This is a genomic window from Corynebacterium aurimucosum (genome assembly GCF_046895345.1).
GTDB lineage: Bacteria > Actinomycetota > Actinomycetes > Mycobacteriales > Mycobacteriaceae > Corynebacterium > Corynebacterium aurimucosum_G.
Genome location: NZ_CP160096.1, coordinates 2,210,928 through 2,229,930, shown reverse-complemented (window position 1 = coordinate 2,229,930; position 19,003 = coordinate 2,210,928). Strand labels below are relative to the sequence as shown.

General features: G+C 60.0%; 17 protein-coding genes and 3 tRNA genes. 10 read left to right on the top strand and 10 right to left on the bottom strand.

Translation table 11 applies throughout. From position 1 onward, the window contains the following. Positions 1 to 441 precede the first annotated feature (441 nt). From dnaA to gyrB, 5 genes are all read left to right on the top strand, one after another. Positions 442 to 2,073 carry a chromosomal replication initiator protein DnaA gene (gene dnaA, locus ABZS45_RS10535; protein ID WP_412099775.1) on the top strand — a complete coding sequence of 544 codons (1,632 nt, stop codon included), beginning with the start codon at positions 442 to 444 and terminating at the stop codon, positions 2,071 to 2,073. Between the two features lie 573 nt (positions 2,074 to 2,646). After that, positions 2,647 to 3,828 (top strand): DNA polymerase III subunit beta, encoded by a 1,182-nt coding sequence (gene dnaN, locus ABZS45_RS10530; protein ID WP_412099774.1) that lies wholly within the window; start codon positions 2,647 to 2,649, stop codon positions 3,826 to 3,828. 5 nt (positions 3,829 to 3,833) lie between these two features. Next, positions 3,834 to 5,012 carry a DNA replication/repair protein RecF gene (gene recF / locus ABZS45_RS10525; RefSeq protein WP_412099773.1) on the top strand — a complete coding sequence of 393 codons (1,179 nt, stop codon included), beginning with the start codon at positions 3,834 to 3,836 and terminating at the stop codon, positions 5,010 to 5,012. Further along, positions 5,005 to 5,547: a DciA family protein gene (locus ABZS45_RS10520; protein WP_412099772.1), complete on the top strand. Its 543-nt coding sequence runs from the start codon at positions 5,005 to 5,007 to the stop codon at positions 5,545 to 5,547. Before recF ends, ABZS45_RS10520 begins: the two co-directional genes overlap by 8 nt. Positions 5,548 to 5,677: 130 nt before the next feature. Next, on the top strand, positions 5,678 to 7,729 hold the full coding sequence (gene gyrB / locus ABZS45_RS10515) for a DNA topoisomerase (ATP-hydrolyzing) subunit B (RefSeq protein ID WP_412099771.1): 2,052 nt from the start codon (positions 5,678 to 5,680) through the stop codon (positions 7,727 to 7,729). 75 nt (positions 7,730 to 7,804) lie between these two features. Here gyrB and ABZS45_RS10510 read toward each other — a convergent pair whose 3' ends face one another. Genes ABZS45_RS10510 through ABZS45_RS10495 form a run of 4 tightly spaced genes read right to left on the bottom strand, consistent with a single transcriptional unit; the run spans position 7,805 to position 9,237 of the window. Next, positions 7,805 to 8,251 (bottom strand): DUF6918 family protein, encoded by a 447-nt coding sequence (locus tag ABZS45_RS10510; RefSeq protein WP_412099770.1) that lies wholly within the window; start codon positions 8,249 to 8,251, stop codon positions 7,805 to 7,807. Between the two features lie 10 nt (positions 8,252 to 8,261). Continuing rightward, a complete protein-coding gene (locus ABZS45_RS10505; RefSeq protein WP_412099769.1) occupies positions 8,262 to 8,708 on the bottom strand; it encodes a hypothetical protein in 447 nt (148 codons plus the stop codon). 50 nt (positions 8,709 to 8,758) lie between these two features. Continuing rightward, positions 8,759 to 9,019, bottom strand: a complete 261-nt coding sequence (locus tag ABZS45_RS10500) for a cell filamentation protein Fic (protein WP_412099767.1) — start codon at positions 9,017 to 9,019, stop codon at positions 8,759 to 8,761. Continuing rightward, a complete protein-coding gene (locus ABZS45_RS10495; protein ID WP_412099766.1) occupies positions 9,016 to 9,237 on the bottom strand; it encodes a CopG family transcriptional regulator in 222 nt (73 codons plus the stop codon). Before ABZS45_RS10495 ends, ABZS45_RS10500 begins: the two co-directional genes overlap by 4 nt. A gap of 79 nt (positions 9,238 to 9,316) precedes the next feature. On the opposite strand from ABZS45_RS10495, the gene gyrA reads away from it, so the two are divergent. The 4 genes from gyrA (at position 9,317) to ABZS45_RS10475 (ending at position 12,501) form a co-directional block, all read left to right on the top strand. Beyond that, positions 9,317 to 11,905, top strand: coding sequence for a DNA gyrase subunit A (gene gyrA / locus ABZS45_RS10490; protein WP_412099765.1), 2,589 nt, complete (start codon positions 9,317 to 9,319; stop codon positions 11,903 to 11,905). Between the two features lie 3 nt (positions 11,906 to 11,908). Next, a complete protein-coding gene (locus ABZS45_RS10485; protein WP_070444502.1) occupies positions 11,909 to 12,256 on the top strand; it encodes a DUF3566 domain-containing protein in 348 nt (115 codons plus the stop codon). An 86-nt stretch (positions 12,257 to 12,342) separates the two neighbouring features. After that, positions 12,343 to 12,419: transfer RNA gene (locus ABZS45_RS10480), tRNA-Ile, on the top strand. A gap of 9 nt (positions 12,420 to 12,428) precedes the next feature. Continuing rightward, positions 12,429 to 12,501 (top strand) — tRNA-Ala (locus ABZS45_RS10475). Positions 12,502 to 12,667: 166 nt separating this feature from the next. Here the strand turns inward: ABZS45_RS10475 and ABZS45_RS10470 are convergent. Continuing rightward, positions 12,668 to 13,525: a polysaccharide deacetylase family protein gene (locus tag ABZS45_RS10470; protein ID WP_412099764.1), complete on the bottom strand. Its 858-nt coding sequence runs from the start codon at positions 13,523 to 13,525 to the stop codon at positions 12,668 to 12,670. Positions 13,526 to 13,695: 170 nt separating this feature from the next. Here ABZS45_RS10470 and ABZS45_RS10465 point away from each other — a divergent pair. Further along, a tRNA-Ala gene (locus ABZS45_RS10465) sits at positions 13,696 to 13,768 on the top strand. 44 nt (positions 13,769 to 13,812) lie between these two features. Here ABZS45_RS10465 and ABZS45_RS10460 read toward each other — a convergent pair. From ABZS45_RS10460 to ABZS45_RS10440, 5 genes are all read right to left on the bottom strand, one after another. Next, positions 13,813 to 14,304 carry a GNAT family N-acetyltransferase gene (locus ABZS45_RS10460; RefSeq protein WP_412099763.1) on the bottom strand — a complete coding sequence of 164 codons (492 nt, stop codon included), beginning with the start codon at positions 14,302 to 14,304 and terminating at the stop codon, positions 13,813 to 13,815. 23 nt (positions 14,305 to 14,327) lie between these two features. Beyond that, a complete protein-coding gene (locus tag ABZS45_RS10455) occupies positions 14,328 to 16,121 on the bottom strand; it encodes an ABC transporter ATP-binding protein (RefSeq protein ID WP_412099762.1) in 1,794 nt (597 codons plus the stop codon). Continuing rightward, a complete protein-coding gene (locus ABZS45_RS10450; RefSeq protein WP_412099761.1) occupies positions 16,118 to 17,692 on the bottom strand; it encodes an ABC transporter transmembrane domain-containing protein in 1,575 nt (524 codons plus the stop codon). Before ABZS45_RS10450 ends, ABZS45_RS10455 begins: the two co-directional genes overlap by 4 nt. A gap of 72 nt (positions 17,693 to 17,764) precedes the next feature. Continuing rightward, positions 17,765 to 17,968, bottom strand: a complete 204-nt coding sequence (locus tag ABZS45_RS10445) for a hypothetical protein (RefSeq protein WP_070533568.1) — start codon at positions 17,966 to 17,968, stop codon at positions 17,765 to 17,767. 166 nt (positions 17,969 to 18,134) lie between these two features. Continuing rightward, positions 18,135 to 18,977, bottom strand: a complete 843-nt coding sequence (locus ABZS45_RS10440; protein WP_412099760.1) for a hypothetical protein — start codon at positions 18,975 to 18,977, stop codon at positions 18,135 to 18,137. Between the last annotated feature and the right edge of the window lie 26 nt (positions 18,978 to 19,003).

Genomic DNA, 19,003 nt, shown 5'->3' with positions numbered 1-19,003 from the left:
AAGCGCGTTAGACAGCGCCCCTATAACGCGGTACAACTGAGGAATCTAATTCCACAGTCACCCACAGGATGTGGATAACTCTCAATCACAACTTGAGACTTTTGCTGTTTACGCAGGTCAACTGCATTAAGGAGCCAATTCATAGTTATCCACAGCCATAAGATAGGCTGTGGATAAACCACCTATCCACACCTGTGGATAACTTTGTGGAAACCGAGGTTACGCGCTAAAACATCGTGTGGAATCTCCGGTGGAAATCACAAATTTCTTGTGATTTCTCGTTCCGTATCTCTTTCTTATCCATCCGTCCATCCCCGATTCTCACCCAGAGTCACGCAGTAAATATTTGGTTCTCAAGGCCACTTCTTCCCAGAATCAAATAGGTGTAGCCGCCTCTTCGGCAGCACCGCGTGAACTCTAACTACACAGAAGGTAGGCGTTGTGTCCGATCCGCAAGCAGCCCTCCGGGCCAGCTGGAAAGCTGTGGTCAGTGATTTGCTGGCTCAGTCCGAGCAACCGAACTCGGATGTCCCCAACTTCTCCCATAGCCAGCGCCTCAACCTCCAACTCGTCGAGCCCATCATGATCGGTGATGGCTACGCGTTGATCGCCGCGCCACACGAGAACGCCAAAACTGTCATCGAAACTGAACTAGGGGAATACATCACCCGCGCTCTATCGCAGCACATGGGTCGCCCCTGTTCTTTGGCCGTGACCATTGCGGCACCCCCGCAGCCGGCACCACAGGAAGAGTCCCCAACACCCGCACCTCAACGCCCTATCCAAACCGAGGCTCCCGACCATGGCATGGGGCACCAGGCTCAGGCTTTCCAGCAGCCCACGCCGCCCGCTCCAACCTCCCAGCCAGAAACACCAAGCCACCATCAGCCGCGCTCATGGGAGACTGCGCATTCCCCAGCCAGCCTCGATGAATTGGCGCAACACTACAGCGAGCAACAAAGCACCGCACCCAGTGGCTACCCCGAAGCAGCCGGGGCACGGATCCCGCGGGAGGAGCCAGCGCACAACCCGAACCGAGAAAAGTCTCTCAATCCGAAGCACACCTTTGAGAACTTCGTCATCGGTTCCTCCAACCGCTTTGCTAACGGCGCCGCCGTAGCCGTCGCGGAGAACCCCGCGCGCGCCTATAACCCACTCTTTATTTGGGGCGGTTCCGGCCTCGGCAAAACGCACCTGTTACACGCGGCCGGCAACTACGCCCAGGTCCTGCACCCGGGACTGCGCGTGAAGTACGTGTCCTCGGAGGAATTCACCAACGACTACATCAACTCCCTACGTGATGACCGCCAGGAATCCTTCAAGCGCCGCTACCGCAACCTGGACATCCTCATGGTCGATGACATCCAGTTCCTAGAAGGCAAAGAGTCCACGCAGGAGGAGTTCTTCCACACCTTCAATGCGCTGCACCAGGCCAACAAACAAATCATTTTGTCCTCCGACCGTCCACCGAAGCAGCTGACCACACTGGAAGATCGCCTCCGCACGCGCTTCGAGGGCGGATTGATTACGGATATTCAGCCGCCAGATCTAGAGACACGCATCGCTATCCTCATGAAGAAGGCCTCCGCGGACGGCACAGACGTCGATCGCTCGGTTCTCGAGCTCATCGCCTCTCGCTTTGAATCTTCGATCCGCGAGCTAGAAGGTGCGCTCATCCGCGTTTCTGCCTATTCCTCTCTGGTCAATGAGCCGATCAGTTTGGAGATGGCGGAGATTGCTCTGCACGATCTGGCCCCGGATTCTGCAGATCGCCAAATCACCGCGGCAGCCATCATCGAGGTCACGGCAGATTACTTCAACATCGACGTGGATACCTTGCGCGGTTCTGGTAAGAAACGCGCCGTGGCTCATGCCCGCCAGCTGGCGATGTATCTGTGTCGCGAGCTCACCGAGCTCTCCCTGCCAAAGATTGGTGACCAGTTCGGCGGCAAGGACCACACCACCGTCATCTATGCGGACCGCAAGATCCGTAAGGAGATGACTGAGAACCGGAATACCTACGACGAGATCCAGGCGCTGACCCAGCGCGTAAAGAACCACAACCAGCGTTAGCACCACGCAACGCTTGGCGACGCCCCTCCTATCTCACCTCCGCACAGGGTGTGAGCTCGGGAAGGGGCGTCTTTGCGATCCGCTAAAAAGTTATCCACACCGTTATTCACAGCTGTGTAATTTCACGCTTGTAATTCATAGATCTTGATCACGTTTTCTCCTTCCACAGCAGATCAGAGGGCACATTGCCCTTGTGGTTAACCCTGTGATCAGCAGGGATAGATCTGGGGATGGATTGTGGATAACTTTGACCCCGGCGCAGTTACTCACATTTCTTGTCATTTGATCACAGTGATCCCACACCCTGACTCACAGATCGATTCGCGGCTCAGAGCTTGGCTTTTGCTGGGTTGTCCACAGATCCCACAGCGCTTATTACTACTCCTATTTTGTTTTCTCCCTAACTAAGAAGAAAAAGGATGTGTGTGATTCGTTGGCGCCCGGCCTGACCGCACGCCCTCATCGAGAGCACAGAAGGTAAATGACAAAATCCTGTGCTTCGGCGCTGATCCTGTAAGTTGGAGTGAGCTTGCAAGAATCTTCCATCCGCAACTAGAGGAGCGTCTCACCACCATGGAGCAGTCCGTGTCATTTCGCGTTGCCAAAGATGACCTCGCCAACGCCGTAGCGTGGGTCGCGCGCAGCCTTCCCTCGAAGGTCACCCAGCCGGTACTGCGCGCCATGCTGATCACCGCGGATGACAATGGTTTGGAATTCACCGGCTTCGATTACGAAGTTTCCACCCGCGTGCGTATCGCCGGCATGGTGGATGAGCCGGGACGCATCGCCGTGGCCGGTAAATTGCTCTCTGACATCGTTGCTTCCTTGCCCAACAAGGAAATCGAGATGACGCAGGAAGACAACAAGGTTTTGTTGATCTGTGGTTCCTCGCGTTTCGAGCTTCCGCTCATCCCGCTGGATGATTACCCTCAGCTCCCTGTCCTGCCGGAGGTCACCGGCACCATTAACCCGCAGCTCTTCGTGGAAGCTATTAGCCAGGTCGTTGCGGCTGCCGGCAAGGATGACACCCTGCCGATGCTCACCGGTGTGCACATCGACATCAATGGTTCCCACGTGGAAATGACGGCTACGGACCGTTTCCGCTTGGCCATGCGCACCTTCGAGTGGGAACCGGTATCTCCTGATGTCCAGGCCAAGCTTCTTGTTCCGGCCAAGACGCTGCAGGAGACTGGCCGCTCCTTGGACACGCACCTCAACATCCCGGTAGAAATTGCCGTGGGCACTGGTGAAAATATCGCTGCGGAAGGCCTTTTTGGCCTGCATGCGGATAACCGCGAGACCACGACCCGCATGTTGGACGCGGATTTCCCCAACGTGGCACCACTGCTGCCCAAGACCCACAGCGCCATGGCCAGCATTGAGGTTGCTCCGCTCCAGGAAGCGATTCGCCGCGTCTCGCTGTTGACGGATCGCAACGCTCAGATCCGCATGGAGTTCAACGAAGGTGAGGTGACCTTGGCGGCCGGTGCGGACTCTGGTCGCGCAAGCGAGACCTTGCCGTGCGCCTTCAACGGCCGTGAGGATTTTGTTATTGCCTTCAACCCGTCCTACCTCAAGGATGGTTTGGCTGTGGTTCACACGGACCGCGTGGTCTTCGGCTTCACCGAACCTTCGCGCCCGGCAATCATGATTCCGGAACCGGAAGAGCTGCCGGCAGCCAACGAAGACGGCTCTTTCCCCACCCCGGAGACTGATTTCACCTACCTCTTGATGCCAGTGCGCTTGCCAGGCTAGGCTATATGTATATTCGCGATCTCGATGTCAGGGACTTCCGCTCCTGGCCCGAGCTCACCCTCAGGCTGAAACCGGGAATTACCTTGTTTGTCGGCCGCAACGGTTTCGGCAAGACCAATATCGTCGAGGCCATCGGGTATACCGCGCATCTATCTTCACACCGTGTGGCCCACGATGCCCCCCTCGTGCGCCAGGGCGCACACAATGCTCGTATCTCCGCCACGGCGGTGAACCAGGGCAGAGAGCTCACTGCGCACCTACTGATTAAACCTCACGCGGCCAACCAGGCGCAGATCAACCGCACGCGCCTGAAATCCCCGCGTGAGCTCCTTGGCGTGGTGAAAACCGTATTGTTTTCCCCAGAGGATTTGTCCCTCGTGCGCGGCGAACCGGCAGCGCGCCGCCAGTATCTGGATGACATCATTGCCTCCCGTACGCCGCGTTTGGCTGGTGTGAAGGCCGATTATGACAAGGTGCTCAAGCAGCGCAATGCGTTGTTGAAATCGGCGTCGCCAAGCTTGCGCCGGGGCTACAGCGACAGTGACGGTGCCTCGGCGCTGGCCACCCTCGACGTGTGGGATACGCAGCTGTCTTCCCTCGGTGCGCAGGTGATTCAGGCACGCCTTGCGCTTGTCGACGAACTCCGCGAGCACATTCCCGCCGCCTATGCCGGGCTCGCCCCGGAGTCGCGACCGGCCGCTATTGACTACAAGTCCACCGTGGACATCACTGATCGCGAGGTCATCGAAGCCATGATGCTCACCGAGCTTGCTACGAAGCGCCAACGAGAGATCGAACGCGGCATCTCGCTCGTTGGCCCGCACCGCGACGATCTGGTGCTCAACCTTGGCATGAGCCCCGCCAAGGGCTTTGCCAGCCACGGCGAGACCTGGTCCTATGCCATCTCCCTGCGGTTGGCGGAGTTCAACCTGCTGCGCCAAGACGGCACTGATCCGATTCTCGTCCTTGATGATGTCTTCGCCGAGCTCGATGCGAAAAGGCGCGAAAAGCTCGTTCACCTCGCCGCGGGTGCGGAACAGGTGCTTATTACTGCAGCTGTGGATGAGGATTTGCCAGGCAACCTGCAGCCCATCGAACGTTTTACGGTCACAGTGCGCGATACCGACGAGGGCCGAATCTCCGAGATCGCTCCGTATACGGCGGGCGGTGACGAGGATGACTGAGCAAGACTTCGATCCGGTCAAGGCGCTCTTCGAGCGCACACGGAGTAATTCCAAGAATCCGCCGAAGCTCAACAAGCCGGCTCCCAAGATGAACTTGGCCGAGAAATCTTCAGAGAAGCAGCCAAAGCCCTATCAGCGTGGTCGGCCGAGCGGTCCCGATGGCCGTCGCAGGCGACGGAGCCTCGAGATCCCTAGCCTCGGCGCGCAGATTCAACGAGAGATTGGCAAGCGCGGCTGGGAACACGAATTGGCCCATGGCTGGGTCATGGGCAATTGGGAAAACCTCGTCGGCGAGCGCATCGCCGCGCACACGCAACCGTTCAACATCAAGGAGCAGGTTGTCTACGTGGCGTGTGATTCCTCCAGCTGGGCTACCGAGTTGCGCTACCTGCAGCGCCCCATCTTGCAAAAGATTGCTGATCGCCTCGGCCCAGACGTGGTGGTTAAGCTGCACATTCAGGGCCCTAAGCAGCACCGCAACTATGAGGGCCGCCAATGGGTCAAGCCGCAAGGTTCGCAAGACACATACGGCTGATTTCCGGCGACCGCGAAATTCACGCAAATTTGGGGCTCTCACGGGCGTGCAGTGCCCTTGCGTGGGGGGACACAGTGTAGAATGGCTAGAGTCTTAGATTTAGCTCTAGCCAAAAGGAGAACACGAATCCGTGGCTGAACAACACGCATATGATGCGGGGTCAATCACAATTCTGGAGGGCCTCGAGGCCGTCCGTAAGCGCCCCGGTATGTACATCGGCTCCACCGGTGCCCGTGGCCTGCACCACCTGATCTGGGAGATCGTTGACAACTCCGTCGATGAGGCGATGGCAGGTTACGCCGACAAGGTCATCGTCACCCTCCGTGAGGATGGCGGCGTCGAGGTCATCGATAACGGCCGTGGTATCCCGGTGGAGATGCACGCCTCTGGCGTTCCCACCGTCCAGGTGGTTATGACCCAGCTGCACGCTGGCGGTAAGTTCGACTCTGAATCTTATGCCGTGTCCGGTGGTCTGCACGGCGTGGGTATCTCCGTGGTCAACGCTTTGTCCACCCGCGTGGAGGCGGACATCAAGCGCGATGGTAAGCACTGGTACCAGAACTTCAACAATGCCATCCCCGATGAGCTTGTCGAAGGCGATAATGCTCGCGGTACCGGCACCACCGTCCGCTTTTGGCCGGACCCGGAAATCTTCGAGACTGTCGAGTTCAACTACGACACGATTGCTCGCCGCCTGCAGGAGATGGCCTTCCTGAACAAGGGCCTGACCATTGTGCTGCGTGATGAGCGCACCATCTCTAAGGAGCAGGCTGAACTGGAGGAGATCGCCGAGGCTGGCGATGCCCCAGTGAGCCTGAGCAGCCTCGATGAGAAGGGGGAGTCCACTGAGGCTGCCGACGGTGACGAAGACCAGGCGTCCAAGAAAAAGAAGAAGGAAGTCACCTACCACTACCCAAACGGTCTGCAGGACTATGTTGAGCACCTCAACAAGAACAAGACCGCCATCCACCCCACCATCGTTGCCTTCGACGTTAAGGGTGAGGACCATGAGGTGGAAATCGCGCTGCAGTGGAACCAGGGCTACAAGCAGTCCGTTCACACCTTCGCCAACACCATCAACACTCACGAAGGCGGCACGCACGAGGAAGGCTTCCGCGCGGCGCTGACCTCCCTGATGAACCGCTACGCCAAGGAGCACAAGCTCCTCAAGGAAAAGGATGGCAACCTTTCCGGCGAAGACTGCCGCGAGGGCCTTGCCGCCGTCATTTCCGTCAAGGTAGCGGACCCACAGTTTGAGGGTCAGACCAAGACGAAGCTGGGTAACTCGGAGATTCGAGGATTTGTCCAGCGCTCCGTTAACGAGCACCTCAACGATTGGTTCGATGCCAACCCGGCTGAGGCAAAGGTCATCATTAATAAGGCCGTGTCCTCCGCGCACGCCCGTGTGGCCGCACGCAAGGCTCGTGAGCTCGTGCGCCGGAAGTCTGCCGGTGACCTCGGCGGTTTGCCGGGCAAGCTAGCGGATTGCCGCTCCAAGGACTCGAAGCGCACCGAGCTTTATATCGTGGAGGGTGACTCCGCAGGCGGTTCCGCCAAGGGTGGCCGCGATTCCATGTTCCAGGCCATTCTGCCGCTGCGCGGTAAGATCCTCAACGTGGAAAAGGCCCGCATGGACAAGGTTTTAAAGAACGCTGAGGTCCAGGCCATCATTACCGCCCTGGGCACCGGTATCCACGAAGAGTTCGATATTTCCAAGCTGCGCTACGACAAGATCGTGCTCATGGCCGACGCCGACGTGGATGGTCAGCACATCGCCACGCTTCTGTTGACCCTGCTCTTCCGTTTCATGCCGCAGCTGGTGGAGGATGGCCACGTCTTCCTGGCTAATCCGCCGCTGTACAAGTTGAAGTGGGCGAAGGGCCAGCCGGGCTACGCCTTCTCCGACGCCGAGCGTGACGAGCAGCTCGCCGAGGGCCTGGAAGAGGGCCGCAAGATCAACAAGGATGACGGTATCCAGCGCTACAAGGGTCTGGGTGAGATGAACGCCGCCGAGCTGTGGGAGACCACCCTGGATCCGACCACCCGCGTGCTCCGTCGCGTGGATCTGGAGGATGCGCAGCGCGCCGACGAGCTCTTCTCCATCCTGATGGGTGATGACGTTTCGGCTCGCCGCTCCTTCATTACCCGCCGCGCGAAGGATGTGCGTTTCCTCGACGTCTAAGCGTTAGATAAAACCCGCAAAAGACCAGCGCCTTAGTAGAGGTGCTGGTCTTTTTTCGTCGTCAAGCGCGCGCTCTTAGACAGTGCTCATATGGCGCTGCAGAACACGGCCGATGATCGCCACGTTGGGCTCCAAGATAGAGGAGGCCTTGCCGCGCAGGGACTTGTAGGTGCGGGCGATGCCAGGCGCTTTAACGTCTTCAGCGGCTTTGTCCGCGGACGCCATAATGGCGTCCGTAATTTTAGCGCTGCGCCCGTCCAGGTAGGTGCCGAAGTCAGACTGCTCAGAGCCTTCGAATTCCTTCCAGTAGGAATCCAGGCTGTTGAGCAGCTCCGGGAGCATCTGATTGATTCCCTTGGATAGGACCTTAGAATCTGCCTTCTTGGCGGCGGCTAGGGCGCCTTTGAAAGCCATTCCGGAGATGCCGGAGAGTGAGGAGACGGTGTCATCTGCTGCCGTGGCCAGGTCTGCCACTACGGCGTTTCGTGTAGGGGATTGGAGAAGCTGGGTGAGGTTTGTCATACAGGCGAGCTTACTGTGCTGGTGCGCTGGAGCCTGCCTTGAGCGCGGCGAGCTGGTCAGCAATCTCCGGGAAACCATTGGTGCGGGCCAAGCGCTCGAGGTCAAAGTCGAGGCCACCTTCGTAAAGGCGGTTGTTCTCAGAAGAACCGGAGGAGCCTGCCATTCCGATCTGGGCGGCGAACTCGTCCACCTGGGCGCGCAGTGCCGGGACATTATCCACTACCAACTTGAGTAGTGCTGCTGCGGCGGCGATACTGCCGCCGATGATGAGCGTCATGTCGATCGGCGTGGAACCGGTGAGGGAGGAGCCGGCTTCGCCCTGCTGGAAGTTGGGGTTCTTGTTGTTCTGCCAGTCATTGTCGGCAGTCTTAGCGCTCGCAGCTGGCGTTGCGGCAGTAGCGAGGGTGGTGGCCACAACACCAGCGGCGAGGAGCTTCTTCAACGACTTCGAGGGCATAGGGGGATTCCTTTCTACAAGGGAATAGAGACTTCTTTATCATGTTTAACTTACATAACTTCTGCAACAGAAAGATAGACCTTCGCGCACAATCGCGCGAATTCTTCATTCTTTCCGCTCAGTGCGGGCACAGCGCGCAAGACCGTTTCCAGTGATTCAGCCGCCGCAACACGGCTGCCATGGACGGAGATTCCCTCAATGGTGGCCGTGCTGGCGGCGGCCGCGGCGGTCAGGGCGGCGAAGTCACTAATCCGTACCCGATAGGTCTGCGAGAACTCACGCGCGACAAGGAGCAGCTGTTCGACACTCACTGACGTGTGCCTCGGGCTTGGCGGATTTCCGCTTCTAATTCCGCCCGACCAGGCAGTAGCCGGCGCGCGGTGTCCTGCACGGCAGCATCAGTGAGGGTTCGTGCGGCCGCCGTAACGACGGCGCGCACCACCGCCTCATGTTTGGAAGTGCCTTGCGCGGAAGCCAACAAAGTCAGCGCGTGGTCTTGTTCCGGGGTCAGGCGCAGTGTCATAGCCATAGCGCGAATGGTATCACTGCGATACCACCGCTGTGCCACAAACGGCTTTATATGGCCTTAAACGGTAGGATAGGGCGTTATGAGTGATAACAACGGTGATCTTTTCGATCGCATTCAACCAATTGACATCAATGAGGAGATGGAGTCGAGTTATATCGACTACGCCATGTCCGTCATTGTCGGTCGTGCCCTTCCGGAGGTTCGTGACGGTCTCAAGCCGGTTCACCGCCGCATTCTCTATGCCATGTATGACTCCGGCTACCGCCCGGATCGCGGCTATGTAAAGTCTGCCCGCCCGGTCTCGGACACGATGGGTCAGTTCCACCCGCACGGTGACTCCGCTATTTATGACACCCTCGTGCGCTTGGCCCAGCCGTGGAACATGCGTTATCCGCTGGTCGACGGCCAAGGTAACTTCGGCTCCCGCGGTAATGACGGCCCGGCAGCTATGCGTTATACCGAGTGCCGTATGACGCCCCTGGCCATGGAGATGGTGCGCGATATCCGCGAAAACACCGTCGACTTCGCACCGAACTATGACGGCAAGACGCAGGAACCGACTATCCTGCCCTCCCGCGTTCCGAACCTGCTGATGAACGGCTCCGGCGGTATCGCCGTCGGTATGGCCACCAATATCCCGCCGCACAACCTCAACGAGTTGGCGGAAGCCATTTACTGGTTGCTCGATAACCCGAATGCTTCTGAGGAAGAAGCCTTGGCCGCCTGCATGGAACGCGTCAAGGGCCCAGATTTCCCGACTGCGGGCCTCATTGTCGGTGATCAGGGCATCAAGGATGCCTATACCACCGGCCGTGGATCCATCCGCATGCGCGGCGTGACCTCCATTGAGGAGGTGGGCAACCGCCAGACCATCGTTATCACTGAGCTGCCATACCAGGTCAACCCGGACAACATGATCTCCAATATCGCGGAGTCTGTGGTTAACGGCAAGATCGCCGGAATCGCCAAGATTGAGGATGAATCCTCTGACCGTGTGGGCATGCGCATCGTGGTCACCCTGAAGCGTGACGCCGTAGCCCGCGTTGTTCTCAACAACCTGTACAAGCACTCCCAGCTGCAGACCTCCTTCGGCGCCAACATGCTCTCCATCGTCGATGGCGTGCCGCGCACCCTGCGCCTGGATCAGATGCTGAGCTACTACGTCGCTCACCAGATCGAGGTCATCGTCCGCCGTACCCAGTTCCGCCTGGATGAGGCGGAGAAGCGTGCTCACATTTTGCGCGGTCTGGTTAAGGCACTCGACATGCTCGATGAGGTCATCGCGCTTATTCGCCGTTCCCCGACGGTGGAGGAAGCACGCGAGGGCCTGATGCAGCTTCTCGGCGTCGACGAGATCCAGGCCGATGCCATCCTGGCCATGCGTCTGCGCCGCCTGGCTGCCTTGGAGCGTCAGAAGATTGTTGATGAGTTGGCGGAGATCGAGGAGATCATCGCGGACCTCAAGGACATCCTGGCTCGCGAGGAACGCCAGCGTCAGATCGTCCACGATGAGCTGGAAGAGATCGTCGAAAAGTACGGCGATGAGCGCCGCACCCAAATTGTTGCCGCATCCGGCGACGTCAGCGACGAGGACCTCATCGCCCGCGAGAACGTCGTTGTCACCATCACCGCTACCGGTTACGCCAAGCGCACCAAGGTGGATGCCTACAAGGCACAGAAGCGCGGTGGCAAGGGCGTGCGCGGTGCGGAGCTCAAGCAGGACGATATTGTCAAGAACTTCTTCGTCTGCTCCACGCATGACTGGATCCTGTTCTTCACCAACTTCGGGCGTGTCTACCGCCTCAAGGCTTACGAGCTCCCAGAGGCAGGCCGTACCGCCCGCGGCCAGCACGTGGCCAACCTGCTGGAGTTCCAGCCGGAGGAGAAGATCGCCCAGGTCATCCAGATCCAGTCTTACGAGGACGCTCCTTACCTCGTCCTTGCTACCCAGCAGGGCCGCGTGAAGAAGTCCCGCCTCACCGACTACGAGTCCGCGCGTTCCGCTGGGCTCATCGCCATCAACCTCAACGAGGGCGATGCGTTGATCGGCGCCCAGCTGGTTAATGAAGGCGATGACATCCTGCTCACCTCTGAGCAGGGTCAGGCCATCCGCTTTACTGCCGACGACGACCAGCTCCGCCCGATGGGCCGCGCTACCGCCGGCGTGAAGGGCATGCGCTTCCGCGGCGATGACCAGCTGCTGTCCATGTCTGTTGTCAACGACGGCCAGTTCCTCCTGGTTGCCACCTCCGGCGGCTACGGCAAGCGAACGGCCATCGAGGAGTACACCCCGCAGGGCCGCGGTGGCCTCGGCGTGATGACCTTCAAGTACACCCCGAAGCGTGGCAAGCTCATTGCGGCAATCTCTGTTGACGAAGACGACGAGATCTTCGCCATTACCTCTGCCGGTGGCGTTGTCCGCACCGAGGTCAACCAGATTCGCCCGAGCTCCCGTGCCACCATGGGCGTTCGCCTGGTTAACCTGGCTGATGACGTTGAGCTGCTGGCCATCGACCGCAACGTTGAGGACGATGGTGAGGAAGACGCCCAGGCAGTAGCCAAGGGTGAGAAGTCCGTGGAGGACGTCAAGCCTGAGCACCTCAAGTCTGGCGAAGACTCCCAGCAGGACGAAGCTGAAAGCAAGGATGCCGATAAGGACGAGGAGTAACCCATGATTGGACGAGAGCTTCACCTAGCCCGGATTTCGCCCATGTCGGCGTTCCGCGTTGGCTTGGCCATGTCCCTCGTCGGCCTCGTGGCCTGGCTCATCGCCGTGTGCTTGTTGTACGTTGGCCTTGACCAGGCAGGCATCTGGGATTCTTTCAATAGCCTCGTCGGCGGTGTCGGCGGTGGCTTTGAGGTCTCCTTCGGGTTGGTCGTCTCTGCGGCCGCACTGTTTGGTGCCATTATTGCTGTGCTGATGACCATCTTGGCGCCCATTATGGCGGTGATCTACAACGCCATCGTGGATGTCTTCGGCGGATTCAAGATTCGGTTGCAAGACGAACCGATTAACTAGCGAACATCACCGCGAAAACTACATATGACCAGGCGATTTGTAATAGATCGCCGGTCCTATGTAGAGTAACTATTCGTTCCGGTCAAGGGCCTATAGCTCAGTCGGTTAGAGCGCATCGCTGATAACGATGAGGTCGCTGGTTCGATTCCAGCTAGGCCCACCACGGAACAATGGGGCATTAGCTCAATTGGTAGAGCATCTGCTTTGCAAGCAGAAGGTCAGGAGTTCGATTCTCCTATGCTCCACAGCATAAGTGGAAGGCGCCCGGCGGAAACGCGGGGTGCCTTTCGCGTTTGTCCCTTAACCCTAAAGGCACCATATGCAGATTCTCGTATCCAATCACCTGGGGTTTTCAGGTCGGAGGTCTCCAAATGGTGCCTTTAGTCTGGTTCCAGAACCGGCCGCTGTGCACTAGCGAGTGAGGTACTGCCTTCCCGCCTGGGGATTGGGGATGAGGCGGTCGAGGCTGACTGGCTCGAGGCCCTTTGCGCGCAGCCCGTCGATGACGCAGTCTGCGGCGCCTATGGTTGTGGCGTGGATATCGTGCATGAGGACGATGGAGCCGGGCTGCGCCCCGTTGACTGCGGCCTCGCAGACGTGCTCAGAATTGCGGTCCTTCCAATCCACGGTGTCAACGGACCACAGGGCTTGTGCTTGGCCGTTAGCTTTCGCAGCGGCCTCTACAGTGCCGTTGGTGGCGCCGTACGGGGGACGCATCCAGCGAGGGTTCTCACCCGTTGCTGCCTTGATGGCGGCAGCCCCAGCCTTGATTTCGCCGTCCACGTCGCTGGGGGAGAGCTTGTTGAGCTCACGGTGGGTTGCGGTGTGGTTTCCCACGGTGTGGCCCTCAGCCTTCATGCGGCGCAGCAGCTCCGGGTGCGTGGAGGCGCTGGGGGCTAAAACCATGAAGCTGGCGTGGGCGTCCTTGGCCTTCAGGGTATCGAGGAGCTGAGCAGTCAATTCACCAGGCCCATCGTCATAGGTGATGGCCACGCAGTTGGAACAGGTGGAATCAGCAACCGACTGCGACTGCTGTTTGCCGGTCGGCGCGGGCTTCCCAGCCGGCCGCGAGGAGCCTGCAAAGACTGGGCTGCTCTGAAGCTCCTTGGGAAGAGCATCGTAGGCGTCCTGTTCTAGTCGTTGAATGTCCTTCTGGACGTCGGGGTGCTGGGGGAGTGCGGGAAGCTCTGCAGCGGCAGCCGTGCTGGGCAGGGCCGTGGCTGCTGCAAGGGCGATGAGGGAGCGGACAAGAACATTTTTTCGGCGCATGACAACCTTCCACAGACTTTTTCAGACCCCTTATTGTCTGCCCGGTGAAGGTGGATTATCCCTAGTGACACGCAACTAGAGTGAAAGAAGTTAACTCCTGAGGTTTTGCTAGACCCGTCCAGGGGGTGATTTCGCTGCTTCTACTGGGAGGAGTACGCTCTACAGGTATTGGGGCATTAGCTCAGTTGGTAGAGCGTTGCGTTCGCAATGCAAAGGTCAGGGGTTCGATTCCCCTATGCTCCACAGGGCGCTCACACAGTGAGCGCCCTTTAGCTTTGCCGGTTGACTTAGTTGGCAGCTTTGAAGCGCTTGACCAGAACGATGTGCCCGTCTCTCTCGCTCACCGGCTCGAAGCCAAGGTGCAGGTAAAGGCGGTGGGCGCGGTCATTATCTTTAGCCACCGACAGTGAGATACCTGGGGCGCCCATCTCGCGGGCGAGTTCGGTGGCGGCGTCGATAAGCAGCGTGCCCACTCCCTGGCTGCGGAAGCGAGGTTCCACGGCTAGGGCGAGCTCCGGGATGCCTTCAATAACGTGGCCAAAACCATGGCGTTGTGCCGTTCCCCAGTTCAGCCACACGCCACCGGCAGGGACGTGGCCCTCCCAGGCGATGAAACCTCCACGGGAAGGCTCCCAACTGCCGAGGTAGTAGTCAAAGCCTTCCTCGAAGCCCGCAGGAAGCTCCTTGTGCTCATCGCCAAAGGTATCGGCGAGGAAATTGATACGGGCCAGGTAGGTACGGTCAGCTTCAGTGAGGGAAAGAAGATGCATAGTTTCCATGGTAGGACGCGGCGCCGAACTACCTACTTCCCATGCTCCCACTGGGAATAGGCCGAGGCATAGCGCCCTCCCAGGTCCATCAGCTCGGTGTGGGTGCCATCCTCGACGATCTGACCCTGTTCCATCACGATGATGCGGTCGGCCTCCCGGGCTTGGTCCAGGCGGTGGGCAACGACGAGCGCGGTGCGGCCCTTGGTCACTGCTTTGGCTGCGCTTTCGAGCACTTCTGCGTGCTCGGAACCGGCCTCAGAGGTGGCCTCATCCATGATGAGCACCGGCGGCTGGCGCAGAATCATGCGGGCCAGGGAAAGCTGCTGCTCGGCCTCCGCGCCGATCTCCTCGTTGCCGGCGCCGATCTTCGTATCCAGGCCCTGAGGCAGCCACCGCGATTGCTCATCCAAGCCCACCGTGTTGAGCGCATGCCACAGCTCCTCATCGCTGGCGTCAGGTTTGGCCAGGAGCAGGTCCTCGCGCAAGGTGCCGGAGAAGAGATGGACCTCTTGGGTAATGAGCGCGACGTGCTCGGTAATCCACGTGTTCGGCACGGTGGCGGTATCAATGCCATCGAGGCTGATGCTCCCCGCCGAAGGGTACTGCAGGCCCGCCACGAGGGCGGCGAGGGTGGACTTACCCGCGCCGGACGTACCTACTAGGGCGGTGGTGGTGCCGGCGGTGAGGGTGAGGGAGACGTCGTCAAGCACGGGCGCCCCGCCGGGATAGGAATAGGAAAGGTGATCAATGGTGATGGCCGGCGCGGAGGTTAGCCGGGGCGTGTCCTTGGGCTCCTTCGTACCAGCGTTGTTCTCCAGGGTCGCCAGCGCCACTGCGCGGCCGAGAGACGTCACGGAATGCTGGATTTCGCCGGCGAAGAAGAGGATGTTGAAGACGTGGATCTCCAGTCGCATGACCAGCAGCACGGCGGCGGTGGCCTCACCGGGGGTCAACAATTCCCACATCACCATGGGCACGGACATGAGGACGGAGCCCAGCAGCAACACCGCAAAGGCCAGGGCGCCTTGGCCCAGGATGCGGTTGATCAGCGGAACCTTGTCACCCCAGGCCTGCACCGTGTCCCAGGAATAGCGCTCCATGCGTGCATGCGCCCAGTCCTTCAGGGAGAACTGGCGGAGGGTCTCCAAAGCGCGGATGGTGTCCAGCAGGACGTTGTTGCGGTAGGCCTCTACCGAGGACACCTCGTTGGCCACGGCGGGGATATCCCGCATGGTGCTGCGGATGAAGGGATAGAGCAGGCAGCCGACGCCAATAAAAAGCAGCGCATAGGCGGGGTGGATGAAGACCATCATGACCGCGGTCAGCGGCAGCATGAAGAGCGTGAGCACGAGGCGGTCACCCATCATGGAGATGGTCATGACCACGGTGTCGATGTCCTTGGACAGGCGCGTAATGATGTTGCCGGTACCCAAATCCATGACGGCCGGCACGGGAGCACCGAGGGTGGAATCCAGCGCTGAGGTCCGCAGATCCACCGAGAGCCGGCGGGTAGTGGAGGTAACCAGATAGCGGCCCACGGTGCGGCCGGTGACCTCCACGAGGTAGCCCACGGCGATAACAACCAACGCGCCCAGCATGGCGCTGCGGCCCGTACCAAGGACGGGGATCTCCACGCCCTGGATGATATCGACGACGCGGCCAAGCACCTGGGAGACCAGGTTCATCATGATGACTGTGATGCTAAAAAGCACAAAGAAGAGGGCGATGCGCAGCCTGCTCGGGGAACTGGGCAGGGTTTTCAGAAAGCGCAGGCACTCCCGCGGGGAGGCAGGTGCTAGGGCATCCGCGCGATCCTGCTGACTCATAGTTCCACCACCTCATCGGCGTTGGCGGCCCACGTGGGGGCGGATGTAATGATCACGGTGGTCTTGTCGGCGCGCAGTTCACGCACGCGCTTGGCGACGTCCGCCAGGGTCAACGAATCCAGTCCCGTCGTGGGGTTGTCCAGCACGAGGACATCGGGGTCGAGGGCGAGCGCGCGGGCAAGCGCGACGCGCTGGCGCTGGCCGCCGGAAAGGTTGAGTCCGGCCTCGCCGATGGGCGCGGTGGGCAATTCGCCGCTCGGACCTAGACCACCCAGGCGGATAACAATATCCTCGCAGGCGGAGGCATGGAGGGCGTCGTGAAGCTGCGCCGTGCTAGCTCTGCGCAGCGGATCGACATTGTCCTGCAGGGTGCCCTCCAACACGGAGATGCGGTGCGGTGGGCACAAGGCACCCTGCTCATGGAGAAAGCGCACCCAGGAGTCCACGGTGCTGCGCCCCTCAGTGGTGGTGGGCATCCACACGTGCATGCCGGGGGAGAGGTCGATGGGCGTGCCGACGGCCTCGGTGGTGTTGGCAGAAAGCTGGCCGAGCAGTTCGCCAACGCGCTCCACGGAGGCCCGAGCCCGAGCCCAGTTCTCCGTGAGCAGGCCCAGAGAGACACCTAATGCTGTGAGCGCGGGCGGGACGAGCATGGTAATCGACATCATCCCGCCGGGGGCGATGCGACCTTCGAAGGTTTCCCAGGAGGTCCAGGCAAGGATGCCCACGGCAAAGGACGCGGGAACCATCTGGCGCAGCCAGGCCATGAGGGAGGACAGCTTGGCCTCGCGGAGCATGGCACCCAAGGAGTCCTGGGCGGCGTCGGAAAAGCGTTGGCGGGCAATCTCCTTGGCACCCAGGCCCTTGATTACGCGGGAGCCCTGCGCAAAGTCGGTGGCGAGTGAGAGCGCGGTGTTCTCCAGCTGGCGGCGGCGCGCGGCAATCTTAGTCAGCGGTTTCGTGGTGGCCCAGGAAGCGAGCGCGGTGGCGAATGCGCCAACCAGCAGTACAGCTGAGACCTGCCAGGAAATTGGGGCGAGGCTGACCACCGCGCCTAAGAGGTAGCCCACCATGACCAGTGGGAAGTTGAGGATCTGCTTGAGCTGGCCAATGTAGTGCGAATCCTCATCCATCGTGTTGAGTAGCCGGCCGGGGCTTATGCCTGCGGTGGAGGCACCCAGCAGCTTATCCAGCAGGTTCAGCCGCAGCGTATGCGTGGTGCGGGCCTGACTCAGATCAGTAAATGCATCTGCCGTGGCCTCGCAGATATAGGCGATGAAGAGGAGGATCGCCGTGGCCGCAAGCGGCAGGGCTACGGTGCGCCACGAGGGATCGGAAAAGGCATACTGCGTGGTCTGGCCGATGATGACGGAGACCAACGCCCCCAGCGGAGCGTTGATGAGGGTGGCAACGAAGATGCCGATAACGCCGGTGCGTTGGGCACCAAGCAGCCGCCACGTGGCGGTGCCGGGCCGGGAGAAGCCGGTGGTCTCAGTGAGGGAGACCTCCCCGGAAGGGGGCTCATCGGGGAGGTACCACGACCACGTCCGCATGCGGGGGTAGTGAGTCATAAGAACTCATCCTATAGCGCACAACGCATAAGGGAGTGATTCAGATTACGATCAATGACTCACTGTGGGAATTTAAGCTAGGTGGTAGTTCTCCACGTCATAGCCGTTGAATTCGCGGTCGACTCCATAATCATCGACGGAGCTAAACTGTGTGCCGTTTTCGATGGCAAAGCGTAGGTTATCCACGCGGGTGGACGGATCGCCGCTCACGGCACCTGCGGGAAAATAAAAGGTCTCCCCGCTCTTGAGCTTGACTACGAGCGACTCAAAGCTCATGCCTGATCTCCTTGGCTGCTGTTGATAGGGCTTCTCGCGCAAAACAGCGCGCGGGCACCGATCTATAAGGATCGATGCCGATTAGCCTTCAATTCAAGCAGGTCGGGCGCGCGGGGGCAAAGAAGTGAGATCAAGGCAACGAAATGCGCACCCCAAGGATGGGGGTTTAGTTCTCGTCCTCGGTCTGGAGGCGGTGTTTGCCCTCGGACTCGTGATCATCGGTGATGCGGGAGGTGTCGGCATCCTTCTTGTCGGCGTTGCTGACCTCAATTTCGGTCTCTACGGCGTCCTGGATAGAGGTTTCCTCTTCGCGGTGCTTAGCCAGCTGCTCATCCAGCGAGCCCAGCAGCTCTTCGTCGCGCTCGACCACACCTTCCTCAGCCAAGTCGGAGCCACGCTTGGCATCGTCCTCGGTGGTGGAGGTGTAGACCAAGGTGGAGCCCTGCGGCGCGGACGGGGAGGAGAAGTCCTCAACGCGCGGCGGAACGGCGGATTCCTTCTCCTTCTTCTGGGTGAAGAAGTAGTAGATACCACCGCCGATGGCAGCAATGGCGGCAACGAGCGCGGAGATCAGCCAGATCTTCGAGCCCTTCTTCTTGTCCTTGCCACCGAGGCGGCGGGCCTTCTTCTGCAACTGGGCGCTTTGCTTCTGCGCCTTCTTTTCAGCCTTGGAGGCCTTCTTCTTGGCCTGCTTGCGGGCCTTCTTCCACTGCTTGGAGGCCTTATCCTGGGCCTCTGATGCAGCCTCAGAGAGCTTCTCGGTGGTTTCCTCGCTGCGCTCTTTGAGCTGTTCGAGGGTGCGCTCGAGGCGGGCATGCGCGGCCTTGGTTACGGCGCCCGCTTCGCGGCGGGCCTCCGGGAACCACTCGCCATCGCGCTCTTCCATGCGGGCGGCGGCGGTCTCTAGGACGGAATAGGCCTCGCGGGCCTTCTCGTCGCGGCGTTCCTTGAGGCGCTCCACTAGGGCAGAGGTGGCGCTGATGGCGGTGGACAGGGCGGCGGGGTTCATGGGTTTAGGTGCTCCTTTACGTCAAT

Bases quoted from the DNA above. Each gene is read 5' to 3' on its own strand.
- ABZS45_RS10460 (WP_412099763.1), bottom strand. From the start codon at position 14,304: ATGGAAACTATGCATCTTCTTTCCCTCACTGAAGCTGACCGTACCTAC.
- ABZS45_RS10495 (WP_412099766.1), bottom strand. From the start codon at position 9,237: ATGGCTATGACACTGCGCCTGACCCCGGAACAAGACCACGCGCTGACT.
- ABZS45_RS10450 (WP_412099761.1), bottom strand. From the start codon at position 17,692: ATGACTCACTACCCCCGCATGCGGACGTGGTCGTGGTACCTCCCCGAT.
- ABZS45_RS10440 (WP_412099760.1), bottom strand. From the start codon at position 18,977: ATGAACCCCGCCGCCCTGTCCACCGCCATCAGCGCCACCTCTGCCCTA.
- ABZS45_RS10485 (WP_070444502.1), top strand. From the start codon at position 11,909: ATGATTGGACGAGAGCTTCACCTAGCCCGGATTTCGCCCATGTCGGCG.
- ABZS45_RS10510 (WP_412099770.1), bottom strand. From the start codon at position 8,251: ATGACAAACCTCACCCAGCTTCTCCAATCCCCTACACGAAACGCCGTA.
- ABZS45_RS10445 (WP_070533568.1), bottom strand. From the start codon at position 17,968: ATGAGCTTTGAGTCGCTCGTAGTCAAGCTCAAGAGCGGGGAGACCTTT.
- ABZS45_RS10520 (WP_412099772.1), top strand. From the start codon at position 5,005: ATGACTGAGCAAGACTTCGATCCGGTCAAGGCGCTCTTCGAGCGCACA.
- gyrA (WP_412099765.1), top strand. From the start codon at position 9,317: ATGAGTGATAACAACGGTGATCTTTTCGATCGCATTCAACCAATTGAC.
- ABZS45_RS10505 (WP_412099769.1), bottom strand. From the start codon at position 8,708: ATGCCCTCGAAGTCGTTGAAGAAGCTCCTCGCCGCTGGTGTTGTGGCC.
- recF (WP_412099773.1), top strand. From the start codon at position 3,834: ATGTATATTCGCGATCTCGATGTCAGGGACTTCCGCTCCTGGCCCGAG.
- dnaN (WP_412099774.1), top strand. From the start codon at position 2,647: ATGGAGCAGTCCGTGTCATTTCGCGTTGCCAAAGATGACCTCGCCAAC.
- ABZS45_RS10455 (WP_412099762.1), bottom strand. From the start codon at position 16,121: ATGAGTCAGCAGGATCGCGCGGATGCCCTAGCACCTGCCTCCCCGCGG.
- ABZS45_RS10470 (WP_412099764.1), bottom strand. From the start codon at position 13,525: ATGCGCCGAAAAAATGTTCTTGTCCGCTCCCTCATCGCCCTTGCAGCA.